Here is a 15,687-nt window from a genome sequence, read left to right as displayed (position 1 = left end):
GCCTGTGATCCCCCGCGCGGGAAAGGACGTCCGGAATGCCGTTGCGCGGGATCGGGTTGAAGCTGGTATCGGTGTGCCTCTTCGTCATCATGTCGGCGCTGATCAAGGCGGCTTCGGTCGAGGTGCCACCGGGGGAGGCGGTGTTCTTCCGATCCTTCCTTGCGCTGCCGGTGATCCTGATCTGGCTCGCCATGCGGCACGAGTTGCGCGACGGCTGGAAGACCGCGTACCCCCTGGGCCACGTCTGGCGCGGCCTTGCGGGGACGAGCGCCATGGGGTTGGGCTTTGCCGGCTTAGGTTTGCTGCCGCTGCCGGAGGTGACCGCGATCGGCTATGCCGCGCCGCTTCTGGTGGTCATCTTCGCCGCCATGTTCCTGAACGAACGGGTGGGGATCTTCCGCCTCAGCTCGGTCGCGGCGGGGATGGTCGGGGTGTTGATCGTCCTGTCGCCGCGGCTGTCGCTGGGCGTCGGCACCGATACCGCGCAGACGCTGGGGGCCGTGCTGGTGCTGATGGGAGCCGTCTTCGCCGCACTTGCGCAGGTCTTCGTGCGCAAGATGGTCGCGACCGAGAACACCGCCGCCATCGTCTTCTGGTTTTCCGTCACCGCCACGATCGCATCCTTCCTGACCCTGCCCTGGGGCTGGGTCATGCCCTCTGCCCCGATGCTGGCGATGCTCGTGACGGCAGGTCTGCTGGGCGGGCTCGGGCAGATATTCCTGACCTCCAGCTACCGCTTCGCCGAGGCGTCGCTGGTGGCGCCCTTCGACTACAGTTCCATGTTGCTGGCACTGATCATCGGTTACCTGGTCTTCGACGAGGTCCCCACCGGCACGATGCTGCTGGGCGCCGCAGTGGTGATCGCGGCGGGGATCGCGATCATCCTGCGCGAGCGGCATCTGGGTCTGCAACGGGCCCGGCAACGCAAGGTCACCGGGACCGTCGGCAAGTTCTAGGCGGCGCGGCGGGCCTTCACCTCTTCGCGGACCTGGCCCCAGGTGATCATGCTGAAGACGACCGTGCCGCCGAAGACATTGCCCAGGAACACCGGCACCCAGAACCCGAAGACGGCCCGGATGATCCCCAACTCGCCGGTCACGATGAGCAGCGCCATTTCGGCCGAACCCGCGATGATATGGGTGAACCCGCCTGCCGCGATCAGCCAGGTCATCACGAAGATCACGAGAAAGCTCGTCCGCTCGCCCGCGGCCAGCATCCAGACGAGCGCCGCGATCAGAAGGCCCGCCGGGATCGCCTTGAAGAAGGCCGTGAGCGGGGCAAGGCCCAGGGCGTGGTGGGAGACGGTCATCATGCCTTCGACCACCTCCGGCTCGAAGGCCGGGATATAGGCGATGAAGACGGCGGCGATGAAGCAGCCGATCACGTTGGCAAGGGCCACGATCCCCCACAACCGCGCGACCGAGACGAGGAGGAGCCGGCTGGGCCGCGCAAGCAGCGGCAGCACGGTCGTCAGCGTGTTCTCGGTAAAGAGCTGCATCCGTCCGATGATGACGATGAGGAACCCGAAGGTGTAGCCGAAGCTTTCGACCAGTGGGCGCCACTCCGCTTCCGGCAGCCAGGCGTGGAAGATGCCCTGTCCGATGACCGAGAAGCTGATGCAGACCCCCGCCGCGATCCCCGACCAGAAGAGGGCTGTCGAGGGGCGCAGCAACTCGTCGTCGCCTTCACGCCGGACCACCTGGTAGACGAGCTTGGCCGACATGTGGGAGGCGTCGCGGACGGCCTCCTCCTCTTCCTCCTGGTTCAGTTCCCTTTCCTGCCGGTCGGCCTGGGCGGCTTGCCGCTTGGCTTCGTTGTGTTCCACCGCGCGGCGGAACTCGGCGTCTTCGTCGTCATGGGCCATCGCGCATCCTTCTCTGGACCGGACAGATGGCGCTGCGGCAGGGGGGATCAAGGCGGCGCGGGTCGGGCCCGCGCCGCCCGCAGGGTCAGGCGCGCACCAGATCCTCGTAGGACTTCGCGATATCCAGCGTCAGCGCGCCGACCTCGAACTGATAGTCGCCGATCTGTCCCACGGGTGTGACCTCGGCGGCGGTACCGGTCAGCCAGCATTGCTCGAAGCCTTCCAGCTCCTCGGGCATGATGTGGCGTTCGTGCACGGTGATGCCCTTTTCCTTGAGCATCTTCACGACCGTCTGCCGCGTCAGCCCGTTCAGGAAGCAGTCGGGCAGGGGGGTGTGGACCTCGCCGTCCTTGACGAAAAAGAGGTTCGCCCCGGTGCATTCGGCCACGTAGCCGCGGTAATCGAACATCAGTGCGTCGGAACATCCCTTCGCCTCTGCCGCGTGCTTGGACATGGTGGCGATCATGTAAAGCCCCGCGGCCTTGGCCTGGTGCGGGATGGTCTCGGGCGAGGGGCGCTTCCATTTCGCGATGTCGAGCTTGGCGCCCTTGGTCTTGGCGTCGCCGTAGTAATTGCCCCAGTGCCAGGCCGCGATGGCGGTGCGCACCGGGTTGCGGGCGGAGGCGACCCCCATGTCCGGCCCCGCGCCGCGCCAGGCGAAGGCCCGCACGTAAGCGTCGGTCAGGCCGTTGGCCTTGAGAACCTCTTGCTTGGCCGCCATCAGCGTATCGACGTCGTATGGAATCTCGAAGTCGAGGCAGTTGGCCGAAAAATGCAGGCGCTCGGTGTGCTTGCGGTCTAGGAAGATCTTGCCGGAGTAGCAGCGCTCCCCCTCGAAGACGGAGGAGGCGTAGTGCAGCGCATGGGTCAGCACGTGCACCTTGGCGTCGCGCCACTCGACCAACTGGCCGTCCAGCCAGATCTTTCCGTCGCGATCGTCGTAACCGGTTTCCATCGTATCCTCCGCTCCTAACGTCTTTGTGTCGCAGATGCGTCCGTTTCGGACATAATATTTCGTTTGTGGTGGCGGATCGCTAACAGTCGGGCGCAGGCATGTCAACAAGGCTGACGTATCGCGCCGTAAAGTCCGGGTCGCGTCGGCAAAGACCTGTCAACGTCAGGATGTTTGACGTAGAACGGGGCGGGATCGAACGACGGACGGGATGCATGAGCTCTGACAGCGGCACGCAGCAAGGTCGCAGCCTGCTGTTCCTGACGGACGACCAGCTGCGAAAGGGAATCGAGGCGATGTTCTTCGCCTACCGCGGATTCACCGCGGATCCCGACCGGATCCTGGGCGAAAAGGGCTACGGCCGCGCGCATCACCGGGCGATCCATTTCATCCACCGCAGTCCCGGCACGACGGTCAACAACCTGCTCTCTACCCTTGGTGTGACCAAGCAGTCATTGAACCGTGTCCTGCGGACGCTGATCGCGGACGGGCTGGTGGTCTCGACCGTGGGCAGTCGTGACCGTCGGGAAAGGCACCTGAGGTTGACGGAGGCGGGCGCCGAACTGGAACGGGCCTTGTCGGACGCCCAGCGGGCGCGGATGCGCGATGCCTACCGCGCGGCGGGGCCGGGGGCCGTCGCGGGTTTCCGCGCGGTGCTGGAGGCGATGATGGACCCCGAGATGCGGGCGCAGTACCAATCGCTGACGGAGGATCCCGATGGACGCTGATGCCGCCCACCTGCTGGTCGTCGACGACGACGAGCGGATCCGTGCGCTCCTGCGCAAGTTCCTGCATCGCTCGGGCTTCATGGTGACGCTCGCGCGCGATGCCGCTCACGCACGTCGCCTGCTGGAAGGGCTGGAGTTCGACCTGATCGTGCTGGACGTCATGATGCCGGGCGAGGATGGCGTGACCTTCTGCACCGACCTGCGCCACCGGATCGGGACGCCGATCCTCTTGCTGACCGCGAAAGGGGAGACCGCCGACCGTATCGCGGGGCTGGAGGCGGGGGCGGACGACTACCTCGCCAAGCCGTTCGAGCCCAAGGAGCTTCTGCTGAGGATCAACGCGATCCTGCGCCGTGCCCCGCGCGAAGAGGCCAAGCCAATGCCCGCGACCGAGCTGAAACTGGGCACGCTGGTCTACGATCTGAACAGGGCCGAGATGCGCGACGGCGACGCGCCGGTGCGCCTGACGGCGACCGAAAGCCAGTTGATGCGCATCTTCGCGGCCCGGCCGCACGATCCCGTCACCCGGCAGGAACTCGTCGAGGAGCTGTCGCGCTCCGGCGGGCAGACACAGGAACGGGCCGTCGACGTGCAGATCACGCGGCTGCGGCGCAAGATCGAACCCGACCCCAAGCAGCCCCGCTACCTTCAGACCGTGCGCGGCGCGGGCTACATGCTCTCGCCCGACTGAAACAGCGGAGCGCGCTGTCGCGCGCGTCTATAATAACCGGCGGCTGGTAGCTGAGCCCCCCGGGCCCGGCGGTGTACATGTGGTGGGGGCGGGACGCCTTCGGCGGGAGAGTTTATCTTGCCAGATGGAGGGATGCCGCGTCTGGGCCCGGTCGCGTGATTTTCAGGTGCAGGTGGCTTGTGCTTTGGCGATGGGCGCGGTTTGTTCGACGGTATGAAGACTGTCTTGATCACTCACGAGGACTGCCTCGACCACGTGACGCCGCCGGGGCACCCGGAGCAGGTGGCACGGATGGACGCGGTCTGGCGCGCGCTGGACGGGTTGGACCTGACCCGCGTCACGGCGCCCATGGCCGCGCGCGACGATGTGCTGCGGTGTCATCCGGTGGATTACCTCGACGCCCTGGAGAAAGCTGCGCCCGAGGAGGGGTGGGTGTCGCTCGACGCCGATACGCACATGTCGCGGGGCTCGCTCGCCGCGGCCTGGCGCGGGGCCGGCGGGGCGGTGCGCGCGGTGGACATGGTGCTGGGGGGCGAGGCGCGCAATGCCTTCGTCGCCATGCGGCCCCCGGGGCACCATGCCGAAACCGCGACCGCGATGGGGTTCTGCTTTCTGGGCAACGTGGCGATCGCCGCCAAGCACGCGCTGGAGCATCACGGGCTGTCCCGCGTCGCCATCGTGGATTTCGACGTCCATCACGGCAACGGGACGCAGGACCTCGTCGAAAGCGATCCCCGGATCCTGTTCTGCTCGACCCACCAGAGCCCGCTCTATCCCGGCACCGGGGCGGCCTCGGAGACCGGCGTCGCGGACAACGTGGTGAACGTGCCGCTGCCGGAGGGGACAAAAGGAGCCGCCTTCCGCGCGGAGGTCGAAGCCAAGGTGCTGACCCGCGTGGCCGACTTCGCGCCGGAGCTGATCCTGATTTCGGCCGGGTTCGATGCCCATGCGGACGATCCGCTGGCCGGACTATCGCTGGTGGAGGGGGATTTTGCCTGGATTACCGAAGCGCTTTGCGATCTGGCGGCGGATCTGTGCCACGGCCGGGTGGTGTCGTGCCTGGAAGGTGGGTATGACCTCGAAGCGCTGGGCCGGAGTGCGGCCGCGCATGTGACGGTTTTGATGGAGCACGCCAATGGCTGACACACCGGTCGAGAAGATGACCTTCGAGGACGCGATCCGCGAGCTGGAGGTCGTCGTGGGCAAGCTGGAGCGCGGCGACGTGGCCTTGGAGGAGAGCATCTCGCTCTACGAGCGCGGCGCGGCGCTGAAGAAGCGCTGCGAGGCCAAGCTGTCGGAGGCCGAGGCCAAGGTCGCCAAGATCACCGTGGGTCCGGACGGCGAGGCCGCGGGCACCGCACCGCTCGATCCGTGAGCTTTCCCGACCGGTTGACGCTGGATGCCTCGGCCGCGGTGCGGCTGATCGAGACGCGCATCGCCTCCGGTCCGCGGCAGCCGCTGCACGACGCGATGATCTACGCGGTGCATGGCGGCAAGGGGCTGCGGGCCTTCCTGGTGCGCGAAGGGGCGCGGCTGCACGGCGTGGGCGATCGTGCCGGCTGTGCCGCGGCTGCGATCGAGGCGCTGCATGCCTACAGCCTGATCCACGACGACCTGCCGTCGATGGACGACGACGACCTGCGGCGCGGGCAACCCACGGTGCATCGCAAGTGGGACGAGGCGACGGCGATCCTTGCAGGCGACGCGCTGCAAAGCCTGGCCTTCGAGCTGGCCAGCGATCCGGCGAGCCATGTCCCCGACGCGGCCCGGGCGGAGCTGGTGCATACCCTGGCGCAGGCGGCGGGCGCGCGGGGCATGGTGCTGGGGCAGGCGCTCGACATCGCGGCGGAGACCGGGCCGCCGCTCGATCTGGATGGGATCACGACGCTGCAGGCAGGCAAGACCGGTGCGCTCATCACCTGGGCGGCCTGTGCCGGACCGCGGATCGCGTGCGCCGACATCGGGCCGCTCGAGGTCTTCGGCGATGCGCTGGGCCTCGCGTTCCAGATCGCGGACGACGTGCTGGACGTGTCCGGCGATGCCGCCACCGTGGGCAAGGCAGTGGGCAAGGACGCGGATGCGGGCAAGGCCACCTTCGTGTCGCTGCTGGGCCTCGATGGCGCGCGCGCGCGTGCGCGGGAACTGGTCGAGACCGCCTGCGCCGCATTGACCCCCTACGGCGAAGCCGCTGATACACTCAAGGACGCCGCGCGATTCGTGATCGAGCGCGACAAGTGAGGACCCCATGACCGACCGACCCGCCACGCCCCTGCTGGACACGATCCAGTCGCCATCGGACATGAAGACCCTGTCGGACCGCCAGTTGCGCCAACTGGCCGACGAGCTGCGGGCCGAGACGATCAGCGCCGTGTCCACCACCGGCGGGCACCTGGGTGCGGGCCTGGGCGTGGTCGAGCTGACCGTGGCGCTGCACGCGATCTTCGATACGCCGCGCGACAAGATCATCTGGGACGTCAGCCACCAGTGCTATCCGCACAAGATCCTTACCGGACGGCGCGACCGGATGCAGACGCTGCGGCAGAAAGGGGGGCTCTCGGGCTTCACCAAGCGCTCAGAATCGCCCTACGACCCATTCGGCGCGGCGCATTCCAGCACCTCGATCAGTGCGGCCCTGGGCTTTGCCACGGCGCGGGATCTGGGCGCGGGCGGCGGCGATGCCATCGCGGTCATCGGCGACGGGGCGATGTCGGCGGGCATGGCCTTCGAGGCGATGAACAACGCGGGCCACCTGGGCAAGCGGTTGATCGTGATCCTCAACGACAACGAGATGTCGATCGCACCGCCCGTGGGCGCGCTGTCGTCCTACCTGAGCCAGCTTTACGCCGGTGCCCCGTTCCAGGAGTTCAAGGCGGCCGCCAAGGGGGCGGTATCCTTCCTGCCCCCGCCGTTCCGCGAGGGGGCCAAGCGCGCCAAGGACATGCTCAAGCACATGACCGTGGGCGGGACGCTGTTCGAGCAGTTGGGCTTTTCCTACGTCGGCCCCATCGACGGCCACGACATGGACCAGCTCACTGCCGTCCTGCGCACCGTGAAGGAGCGCGCGACCGGGCCGATCCTGATCCACGCGATCACCCGCAAGGGCAAGGGGTTCGCGCCCGCCGAAGCCTCTGCCGACCGTGGTCACGCGCGCGGCAAGTTCGACGTGCGCACCGGCGAGGTGCAGAAGTCCAAGAGCAACGCGCCCTCCTATACCTCGGTCTTTTCCAGGACGCTGATGGACCTTGCGGCGAAGGACGATCGCATCGTCGCGGTGACGGCGGCGATGCCGGACGGCACCGGGCTGGACAAGTTCATGGAGCGCTACGCCTCCCGCTGTTTCGATGTGGGCATCGCCGAGCAGCACGCCGTGACCTTTTGCGCAGGCATGGCGGCCGGCGGGATGAGACCCTTCGCGGCGCTCTATTCGACCTTCCTGCAGCGTGGCTACGACCAGGTGGTGCATGACGTGGCGATCCAGCGTCTGCCGGTGCGCTTCGCCATCGACCGGGCCGGGTTGGTGGGCGCCGATGGTGCCACGCACGCCGGCAGCTTCGACGTGGCCTTCCTGGCGAACCTGCCCGGTTTCGTCGTCATGGCCGCCGCGGACGAGGCGGAACTGGTGCGTATGGTCGTCACCGCCGCGGCCCACGACGACGGTCCCATCGCCTTCCGCTTCCCGCGCGGCGAAGGCGTCGGGGTGGAAATCCCAACCGACGCGCAACCGCTGGAGATCGGCCGCGGGCGGATGATCCGCGAAGGCAAGCGCGTCGCGATCCTGTCCTTCGGCACCCGCCTGTCCGAGGTCGAGCGTGCCTGCGAGGCGCTCGCCGCCCGTGGCATCACGCCCACTGTCGCCGACGCGCGCTTCGCCAAGCCGCTCGACCGCGAGATGATCCTGAAACTCGCCGCCGACCACGAGGCGCTGATCACCATCGAGGAAGGCGCCGTGGGCGGTTTCGGCAGTCACGTGGCGCAGTTGCTGTCCGACGAAGGGGTCTTCGACGAAGGCCTGAAGTTCCGCTCGATGGTGTTGCCGGACACGTTCATTGACCAGGCCAGTCCCGCGGACATGTATGCCACGGCGAAGCTGAGCGCCGATGACATCGAGGCGAAGGTTCTGGACGTGCTGGGTGTCGCGCGGTTGGAGAAGCGGGCCTGAGGGATCTCAGTCCGGGCCGACCTCGCGCTCGTCAGCCTTCAGGCCGATCGCGATCAGGAACAGAAGCGGGATCAGCAGTTCCAGCAATTCCTCCAGCAGGCCCGCGTTGTGCTCCACCCCCTGGGCCACCTCGATCCCGAAGGTCAGCAGCTTTCGGCCCAGCCCGTCGATGGCCTTGCTGAAGGCGGCGAGGAACAGGCCGGCCGCGAATGCCAGCGCCCAGGGCGCGCCGTGACGCAAGGCGCGCAGCAGCGCCGGGCCACGGTGCCGGATCAGCAGGATGAGGCTTGCGACGATCAGGACCCAGACGCCCACCGCCAGCAGTTTCTCCCAAAGCGGCGTGTCGCGCAGAAGGATCTTGGTGCTGAGGATCCCCTCGCTGGTGAACCGCTTGTCGGCGTCGGCCTCGCGACCCGCCATGAAGAGGAGGAGGGCGGGCACGGGCCAGAAGACCGGCTGCGCGAGACGCAGGTAGACCACCGCCGCGTAGACGTAGCCCAGCATCGACATGACCTCGATCGCACCGCCTTCGCGGGTCAGGGAGCGGTTCGTGGGCAGCATCGCCCAGTCGAGCATCACCATCGCGAGGGCGGCAAGGGCGAAACAGGCGGCAGAAACCAGGGGCCCGCGGGTCGCGGGCGTGTCAACGATGATCATGGGGCATTCATTTCCGATGGGCCGAAATCTGGCGGCGACCCGGATCGGGTCACGGCATCGGGGCGCCCTAACGGTTTGACTGAATACGATCAAGGCCTTGGCGAAGTGCCCCGGCGTTCGGCGTCATTTACCGCCCGGGGCGATCCGACACCTGATCCAGCCGCCGCTCGATCGCGTCCAGCTTGGCCATGACGTCGTCGCGGTAGGCATCGGTGGCCGCACCCGCCTCTTCGTGGTGGGCGTCCTGCATCGAGTTCACGATCAGGCCCACCAGCAGGTTCACCACCGCGAAGGTGGTGACGAGGATGAAGGGCACGAAGAACACCCAGGCGAAGGGATAGACCTCCATCACCGGGCGGACGATGCCCATGGACCACGATTCAAGCGTCATGATCTGGAACAGCGAGTAGAGCGACCGGCCCAGCGTGCCGAACCATTCGGGAAAGGCCGCCCCGAAGAGTGTCGTGGCCATCACCGCGCCGATGTAGAAGACGATGCCCATAAGCAGGAACACCGAGGCCATGCCGGGCAGCGCCGTGACCAGCCCCTCGACCACGCGGCGCAGCGACGGCGCGACAGAGATCACGCGCAGCGCCCGCAGGACCCTCAACGCCCGCAGGACCGACAGGCCCTGGCTGGACGGGATCAGCGCCACGCCCACCACGATGAAGTCGAAGATGTTCCAACCGTTCTGCCAGAACGCGCTGCGCTGGACGTAGAGCTTCGCGGCGAGTTCGATCACGAAGATCGCAAGGCAGGCGGTGTCCAGCGCCTTGATCAGCGGGCCCGCGGCTTCCATGACCGGGGCGGAGGTCTCCAACCCCAGGAGGATGGCGTTGAGGACGATGACGGCGAGGATGGTGTTCTTGACGCGCGCGCGGTCAAGCTGGCGGGCAAGGGTCTGGCGCAGGGACATGTGAGCCTCTTGGGGTTCGGCCAGATATGCCCAGCGCGGGGCTCAAGTTCAAGCGCCCCCTTCGGCGGTCAGCAGCGCCTGAAGCCCCGAACGGTAGTCGGGATAGAGCAGCTCGACGCCAAGCTCGTCCTTGATCCGCTCGTTCCGCACCTTCTTGCTCTCGGCGTAGAAGCTGCGGGCCATGGGCGACATGTCTGCCTCCGCGAAGGGCACGGCCTCGGGCACGGGCAGGCCCAGCAGCCGGGCGGCATGGGCGATCACGTCCTGCGGCGGGGCGGGGTCGTCGTCGCAGACGTTGTAGACCGCACCCGGGTTGGGTCGCTGGATCGAGGCGTCGAGCACCTGGGCGATGTCGTCGACATGGGTGCGGCTGAAGACCTGTCCGTCCTTGATGATCCGTCGCGCGGTCCCGTTGCGCACCTTGGAGAACGGGCCGCGGCCCGGACCGTAGATCCCTGCAAGCCGGAAGATGTGCAGCGGCAGGCCCGGGATCGCACGCCAGGCAGCCTCCGCCTCGACCCGGGCCTGACCGCGGGTGGTGGCGGGGGTGAGCGGCGCATCCTCGTCCACCCAATCGCCCCCGTGATCGCCGTAGACGCCGGTGGTCGAGAGATACCCGACCCAGGCGAACTGACCCGCGCGGGCCGCAATCTCGTCCCGCAGGCGGGCCAGCACCGGATCGCCGTCCTCCCCGGGGGCGGCGGAGATCAGCAGATGCGTCGCGGTGTCCAGCGCGGGCGTCACTTCCGCGCCCGGCCAGATCAGGGGCTCCACGCCGCGGGCGCCGAAGTCTGCGGCCTTCTCCGCGTTGCGGGTGGTGCCGATGACGCGCCAGCCGCGCGGCAGCAGACGCCGTTCGAGCGCCTGCGCGGAATAGCCGTGACCGAAGGAAAGAAGCGTGTTCATGGCGCGGACCATCGCCTTGCCGAAACCTGGATGCAACCATGCGCGAAGAGCCGCCGGAAGGCCGCGATCCCCTTGCCCACGCGGGCGTCTGGCCGCAGGGTGGGACCGACCCCAGCCACCGGATCTCTGATGCGCACCTTCGCCTTGCTCGCCCTGTTTCTTGCCACCGCCGCCTGTGCCGGTCCCACGTCGACCGCGCGCCCCGAGGCGCGGCCTTCGACCGAAGGAACGGTGCCGGTTCCGAACGCGGGCCTGACCCAGTGGATCGCCAACTTTCGGCCACGGGCCTTGTCGCAGGGCGTCTCCGGCGCGACCTTCGACGCGGCCTTCGCCCGGGCGGGCTACCTGCCCGACAGCATCCGGCGCGACCGCAACCAGGCCGAGTTCGTCAAGCCGCTGGCCGATTACATGGCGACCGCCGCCTCCGACGACCGGGTGTCGAACGGGCGCGCCCGGGTGCAGGAATATGCGGGCCTTCTGTCGCGGATCGAGGCGACCTACGGCGTTCCGCCACACATCGTGGTCGCGGTCTGGGGGATGGAAAGCAACTACGGCGCGCGCCGCGGCGACGTGCCCCTGATCTCGACCCTGGCGACGCTGGCCTACGACGGGCGGCGGGGCCGGTTCTTCGAAGAGCAGTTGGTGACCGCGCTGAAGATCCTGCAGAACGGCGACGTGACGCCCGACCGGATGACCGGCAGCTGGGCGGGGGCGATGGGCCACACGCAGTTCATCCCCACCAGCTACGCCGCCTATGCGGTGGATTTCACCGGTGACGGACGGCGCGACATCTGGGCGGACGACCCGTCCGACGCGCTGGCTTCCACCGCGGCGTATCTGTCGAACTTCGGCTGGACCCGCGGCCAGCCCTGGGGGGTCGAGGTGCGCCTCCCCGCCAATTTCGACTACGGCCAGTCGTCGCGCAACGTGAAGCAGTCGACCGCCGCCTGGGCCGCCCGCGGCGTCGTCGGCACCAACGGACAGCCGGTGCCCGATTACGGCACGGCCAGCCTGATCACGCCCACGGGCGCGGGCGGACCGGCTTTCCTGGTGTTCAACAATTTCGACGTCATCAGCCGCTACAACAACGCCGAGGCCTATATCATCGGCGTCGGACACCTGGGCGACCGCATCAACGGGCAGGGGCCGCTGCAAGTCCCGTTCCAGGCCGGTGAGCGCAACCTCAAGCGCGCCGAGCGGGTCGAGCTGCAGCAGCGCCTGACCGCCGCCGGGTTCGACACGAACGGCGTCGACGGACAGATCGGGTCGGGCACCCGCGGCGCGATCCGGCAGTACCAGGCAAGCCGCGGCCTGCCGCAGGACGGTTACGCCTCGCTGGGGTTGCTTGAGCGGCTACGGTGAACAGGCGCCGTCCGTCAGGCACTGCGCGAGCGCCTCTTCCGTCTGCCTGTCCGGGGCGGGAAATACCCAGGTGCTGCAGGGGTCGAGTTCGATCAGCGGGCGCTCGCCATCCACGCGGGCGAAGACCAGCACCGGATCATCGCCCGGTGGGACGCCGCACCAGGGGCCATTGCATTGCAGATCGAGGGTGACGGTCTCGTCGAATGGGACCGTAAGACCTTCGTAGGCCAGCCCCTCGCCGGTCAGCCGGGCGGCATAGGCGCCCGCCTGATCTTCCGCCGGAGGCGCGCCGATGGGGGTGATCCGACCGCTCAGCACGAGGTATGGCAGCTCGCTTTGCGCGGCCATGTCGAAGGACGCCAGCGGATCGGGCCGCAGACACGACAGGGCCGTCGCGGGCCCCGCCGCCAGCAGTGCCGCGGCGATGAGAAGCGTCCTCATAGCCGGGCGCCGAGCTCGGCCAGGACCTGCTGGTAGACGCAGCGCTTGAAGGGCACGATATTGTCGACCAGCTGATCCTTCGGCATCCACTTCCACGCATCGAATTCCTGGTGCTCGGTCTCGATGTTCACGTCCGCGTCGGTGCCATGGAACCGGAAGAGGAACCATTTCTGCTCCTGTCCGCGATACTTGCCGCCCCAGGCCTTCCCCACCAGGTCGTGCGGCAGGTCGTAGCGGATCAATCCGCGCGATTCCGCCTCGAGCGAGATGAGTTGCGCGCCTATCCCGGTCTCTTCCAGAAGTTCGCGCTTGGCGGCCGTCAGGCAATCCTCGCCGGGATCGACGCCGCCCTGCGGCATCTGCCAGGCTTCGCCGTCGCGGTCCATCCGGCTGCCGACCCAGACGTGGCCGCGGGGGTTCGCGAGCATCACGCCGACACAGGGGCGGTAGGGCAAATCGTCGATCTGTGCGTCCGTCATGAAGGTGCCTTGGGGTTTCATCGGGTGTCCTTTCGTTTGGCCAAGTTCTGCCCGAAAGGTCCAGCGTTAAGCGATAACAAGCCGACTGTAAGTCTTTAACCTTGCCGTAATCGCTCTGAGGTGATCGCGGCGCAGCGCGACGCAGCCCGCGGTCGGGCGGCCCGGCCCGCGCCATTGATGGATGAAGATCGCGGAGCCTTTCCCGGGCACCGCATCGGGCCAGTTCCAATCGGCGACCAGCACGAGGTCGTACATCGGATCGGCGCGCCGCAGCGATTCGTGGCCAAAGGGATGCGGGGCGGTCACATGGGTGTTGTAGGCCGGATCACGCGGGTCGTCGGACCACAGGTCCCGCGGCCCGATGGGTTGCGCCCAGGCCACGGGGCGGGTCATCCGGTCCGGCCGGTAGTAGGCCCCCACGATGGCGTGAACGCCGCGCGGCGTGGCGCCGTCGCCTTCCCGCTTGGTGGAGGTCAGGCCACCGCGTCCGATGGTGCAGGGAAAGCGAAGGCCCGCGAACCGCAGGTGGGTCGGGGTCAGGACAAGATCCCAGGGACCGGGTTTCGCCGTGTCCCGGAGGCTCGGACCGCCCGGCGGCCCGCCCGGGGTCACAGAAGGTGTCCCGATTTCGCGGCCTTGGTCGCAAGGTAGCCCGCGTTCTCCTCCGTCAGCCCGACCTTGAGCGGTACGCGTTCGGTCACGCGCACGCCATGTTCTTCCATCCGGGCGATCTTGGCGGGGTTGTTGGTCAAGAGCCGCACCCGCGCGAACCCGAGTGCGGTGAGGATCGCGGCGCCCACGCGGAAGTCCCGCTCGTCGTCCTGGAAGCCAAGGCGGTGGTTCGCCTCGACCGTATCGAAACCCTGATCCTGCAGGGCGTAGGCCCGCATCTTGTTGGCAAGGCCGATCCCGCGACCTTCCTGGTTGAGATAGAGCAGCACGCCCGCCCCTTCGCCACCCATCTGCGCCAGCGCCGCCCTGAGCTGCGGTCCGCAGTCGCACTTGAGGCTATGCAGCAGATCGCCCGTGAAACAGGCCGAATGCAGGCGCGTCAGGACCGGCGTGGTCCGGTCGGGATAGCCGATCTCGATCGCGTAATGTTCCTCGGACCCGTCGTCGGGGCGAAAGACATGAACCCGACCCTGCGACGAGACGGCCATCGGCAGCCGGGCCGAACTAACCCGGCGCAGCCCGAGCGGGGCAAGACCCACGCCCGGCTCGATCAGGGTCAGCCCTTCCGCCTGCGCGAGGGCCGCGGCGTCCGGTGTCGGCACGATCAGGGCGGCGGGCAAAAGATGGGCGGATTTGCACAGCGATATCGCGAGGCGGGCCAGGCTCGCCGACCCGTCGCGCAGGCCGCGCAGCGGACCCTTGAGAGGGTGGTCGAGGTCGCCCGCCGGGTCCGCCAATGCGCGGACCCAGTCCACCGTCGCGTCCCGCGGCAGCGCCACGCGCGCCAGATCCCCGTCGTAGGCCGCCAGTTTCAACGTGCGCGCCCGCCAGTCGGTCAGCGCAAGCTGGGCGCCCATTGCCTGCAGGACCGTCAGGCGGTCGGGGGTCAGGGTCTCAGCGGGAACGATCAGTCCTTCGCCCGCCACCGCGACGGGCACGCCCATGGCAAGGTCCGCTCGTGCGCGGGCCAGACGTTCGATGTTGTCGGGGGAAAGTCCCATGCGGTGTCCTTCGTCGGGGGCCGCATGATGCGGGCATTCGTCTGCCTTGTGAAACAAATTCTCGTCAATTCACACGTCCGTGTGAACATTTTGCAGCATTGGTTGTTGTTCCGTGTCTGCGTCACAGATTGAGACACAAGACAGTGCGAGGTTGAAGATGCCCCAGGTAAAAAAGATCCTTCTTGTCGACGACGACGATGACCTGCGCGAGGCGCTGGGCGAACAGCTCGTCATGACCGAAGATTTCGACGTGTTCGAGGCCGCGGACGGTGCGGACGCGATGACCAAGGTCAAGGAGCAGCACTACGACCTGATCATCCTGGATGTCGGCCTGCCCGACACCGATGGCCGCGAGTTGTGCCGCCTGATGCGCAAGCAGGGCGTGAAATCGCCCATCGTCATGCTGACGGCACAGGACAGCGATGCCGATACGATCTTGGGTCTTGATTCCGGGGCGAACGATTACGTGAGCAAGCCGTTCAAGTTCCCGGTCCTTCTGGCGCGCCTGCGCAGCCAGATGCGGACCCACGAGCAATCCGAGGATGCGGTGTTCCAGCTTGGACCCTATTCCTTCCGGCCCGCGCAGAAGATCCTCGTGACCGAGGATGACCGCAAGGTGCGCCTGACCGAGAAGGAGACGAATATCCTCAAGTTCCTCTACCGCTCGACCTCCGGCGTGGTGCCGCGCGACACGCTTCTGCACGAGGTCTGGGGCTACAACGCGGGCGTAACCACGCACACGCTGGAAACCCATATTTACCGGCTGCGCCAGAAGATCGAACCCGATCCTTCCAACGCGCGCCTGCTGGTCACCGAACAGGGCGGCTACCGGCTGGTCGCCTGACCGGCCCGTTCCGCG

At 67.6% G+C, this 15,687-nt stretch carries 18 protein-coding genes; 9 read left to right on the top strand and 9 right to left on the bottom strand.

Annotation, left to right across the window (positions count from 1 at the left end):
- Nucleotides 1–35 precede the first annotated feature (35 nt).
- Entirely contained in the window at nt 36–956 is a 921-nt protein-coding gene (locus tag EU805_RS01550) for a DMT family transporter (protein WP_129762185.1), read from the top strand.
- Here the strand turns inward: EU805_RS01550 and EU805_RS01545 are convergent.
- Nucleotides 953–1,864, bottom strand: a complete 912-nt coding sequence (locus EU805_RS01545; protein WP_129762184.1) for a formate/nitrite transporter family protein — start codon at nt 1,862–1,864, stop codon at nt 953–955. The genes EU805_RS01550 and EU805_RS01545 overlap by 4 nt on opposite strands.
- Nucleotides 1,865–1,949: 85 nt before the next feature.
- Complete coding sequence (locus tag EU805_RS01540; RefSeq protein WP_129762183.1) at nt 1,950–2,819, bottom strand: branched-chain amino acid aminotransferase; 870 nt, start codon at nt 2,817–2,819, stop codon at nt 1,950–1,952.
- 212 nt (nt 2,820–3,031) lie between these two features.
- Here EU805_RS01540 and EU805_RS01535 point away from each other — a divergent pair, with 212 nt between their 5' ends.
- The 6 genes from EU805_RS01535 (at nt 3,032) to dxs (ending at nt 8,394) form a co-directional block, all read left to right on the top strand.
- Nucleotides 3,032–3,544, top strand: coding sequence for a MarR family winged helix-turn-helix transcriptional regulator (locus EU805_RS01535; protein ID WP_129762182.1), 513 nt, complete (start codon nt 3,032–3,034; stop codon nt 3,542–3,544).
- Complete coding sequence (locus EU805_RS01530) at nt 3,534–4,235, top strand: response regulator (RefSeq protein ID WP_129762181.1); 702 nt, start codon at nt 3,534–3,536, stop codon at nt 4,233–4,235. Before EU805_RS01535 ends, EU805_RS01530 begins: the two co-directional genes overlap by 11 nt.
- Nucleotides 4,236–4,448: 213 nt before the next feature.
- The gene (locus EU805_RS01525; RefSeq protein WP_129762180.1) at nt 4,449–5,378 is read left to right on the top strand and encodes a histone deacetylase family protein; all 930 of its coding nucleotides are present in this window, start codon (nt 4,449–4,451) and stop codon (nt 5,376–5,378) included.
- Entirely contained in the window at nt 5,371–5,610 is a 240-nt protein-coding gene (locus EU805_RS01520) for an exodeoxyribonuclease VII small subunit (RefSeq protein WP_129762179.1), read from the top strand. Before EU805_RS01525 ends, EU805_RS01520 begins: the two co-directional genes overlap by 8 nt.
- Nucleotides 5,607–6,473 carry a polyprenyl synthetase family protein gene (locus EU805_RS01515; RefSeq protein ID WP_242494019.1) on the top strand — a complete coding sequence of 289 codons (867 nt, stop codon included), beginning with the start codon at nt 5,607–5,609 and terminating at the stop codon, nt 6,471–6,473. The genes EU805_RS01520 and EU805_RS01515 overlap by 4 nt, the downstream gene beginning before the upstream one ends.
- 7 nt (nt 6,474–6,480) lie before the next feature.
- Nucleotides 6,481–8,394 carry a 1-deoxy-D-xylulose-5-phosphate synthase gene (dxs, locus tag EU805_RS01510; protein WP_129762178.1) on the top strand — a complete coding sequence of 638 codons (1,914 nt, stop codon included), beginning with the start codon at nt 6,481–6,483 and terminating at the stop codon, nt 8,392–8,394.
- A gap of 6 nt (nt 8,395–8,400) precedes the next feature.
- Here the strand turns inward: dxs and EU805_RS01505 are convergent, their stop codons facing one another.
- From EU805_RS01505 to EU805_RS01495, 3 genes are all read right to left on the bottom strand, one after another.
- Nucleotides 8,401–9,051, bottom strand: a complete 651-nt coding sequence (locus EU805_RS01505) for a hypothetical protein (RefSeq protein WP_129762177.1) — start codon at nt 9,049–9,051, stop codon at nt 8,401–8,403.
- A gap of 127 nt (nt 9,052–9,178) precedes the next feature.
- Entirely contained in the window at nt 9,179–9,967 is a 789-nt protein-coding gene (locus tag EU805_RS01500) for an ion transporter (RefSeq protein ID WP_129762176.1), read from the bottom strand.
- Nucleotides 9,968–10,015: 48 nt separating this feature from the next.
- Nucleotides 10,016–10,873 (bottom strand): SDR family oxidoreductase, encoded by an 858-nt coding sequence (locus tag EU805_RS01495; RefSeq protein ID WP_129762175.1) that lies wholly within the window; start codon nt 10,871–10,873, stop codon nt 10,016–10,018.
- Between the two features lie 129 nt (nt 10,874–11,002).
- Here EU805_RS01495 and EU805_RS01490 point away from each other — a divergent pair, with 129 nt between their 5' ends.
- Nucleotides 11,003–12,235, top strand: coding sequence for a lytic murein transglycosylase (locus EU805_RS01490; protein ID WP_129762174.1), 1,233 nt, complete (start codon nt 11,003–11,005; stop codon nt 12,233–12,235).
- On the opposite strand, the gene EU805_RS01485 is transcribed toward EU805_RS01490, so the two are convergent.
- From EU805_RS01485 to ribA, 4 genes are read right to left on the bottom strand one after another with little or no spacing between them, the layout of a single operon-like run.
- Nucleotides 12,227–12,676, bottom strand: a complete 450-nt coding sequence (locus tag EU805_RS01485) for a hypothetical protein (RefSeq protein WP_129762173.1) — start codon at nt 12,674–12,676, stop codon at nt 12,227–12,229. The genes EU805_RS01490 and EU805_RS01485 overlap by 9 nt on opposite strands.
- On the bottom strand, nt 12,673–13,176 hold the full coding sequence (locus EU805_RS01480) for an RNA pyrophosphohydrolase (protein ID WP_129762172.1): 504 nt from the start codon (nt 13,174–13,176) through the stop codon (nt 12,673–12,675). The genes EU805_RS01485 and EU805_RS01480 overlap by 4 nt, the downstream gene beginning before the upstream one ends.
- Nucleotides 13,177–13,221: 45 nt before the next feature.
- Entirely contained in the window at nt 13,222–13,767 is a 546-nt protein-coding gene (locus EU805_RS01475; protein WP_129762171.1) for a L,D-transpeptidase, read from the bottom strand.
- A complete protein-coding gene (gene ribA / locus EU805_RS01470) occupies nt 13,764–14,828 on the bottom strand; it encodes a GTP cyclohydrolase II (protein WP_129762170.1) in 1,065 nt (354 codons plus the stop codon). Before ribA ends, EU805_RS01475 begins: the two co-directional genes overlap by 4 nt.
- A gap of 157 nt (nt 14,829–14,985) precedes the next feature.
- On the opposite strand from ribA, the gene EU805_RS01465 reads away from it, so the two are divergent.
- Nucleotides 14,986–15,672 carry a response regulator transcription factor gene (locus tag EU805_RS01465; protein WP_129762169.1) on the top strand — a complete coding sequence of 229 codons (687 nt, stop codon included), beginning with the start codon at nt 14,986–14,988 and terminating at the stop codon, nt 15,670–15,672.
- Nucleotides 15,673–15,687: the final 15 nt, after the last annotated feature.

Source organism: Salipiger sp. IMCC34102, from assembly GCF_004145405.1.
Classification (GTDB): Bacteria; Pseudomonadota; Alphaproteobacteria; order Rhodobacterales; family Rhodobacteraceae; genus Loktanella.
This window is presented reverse-complemented; position numbering and strand designations above follow the sequence as displayed.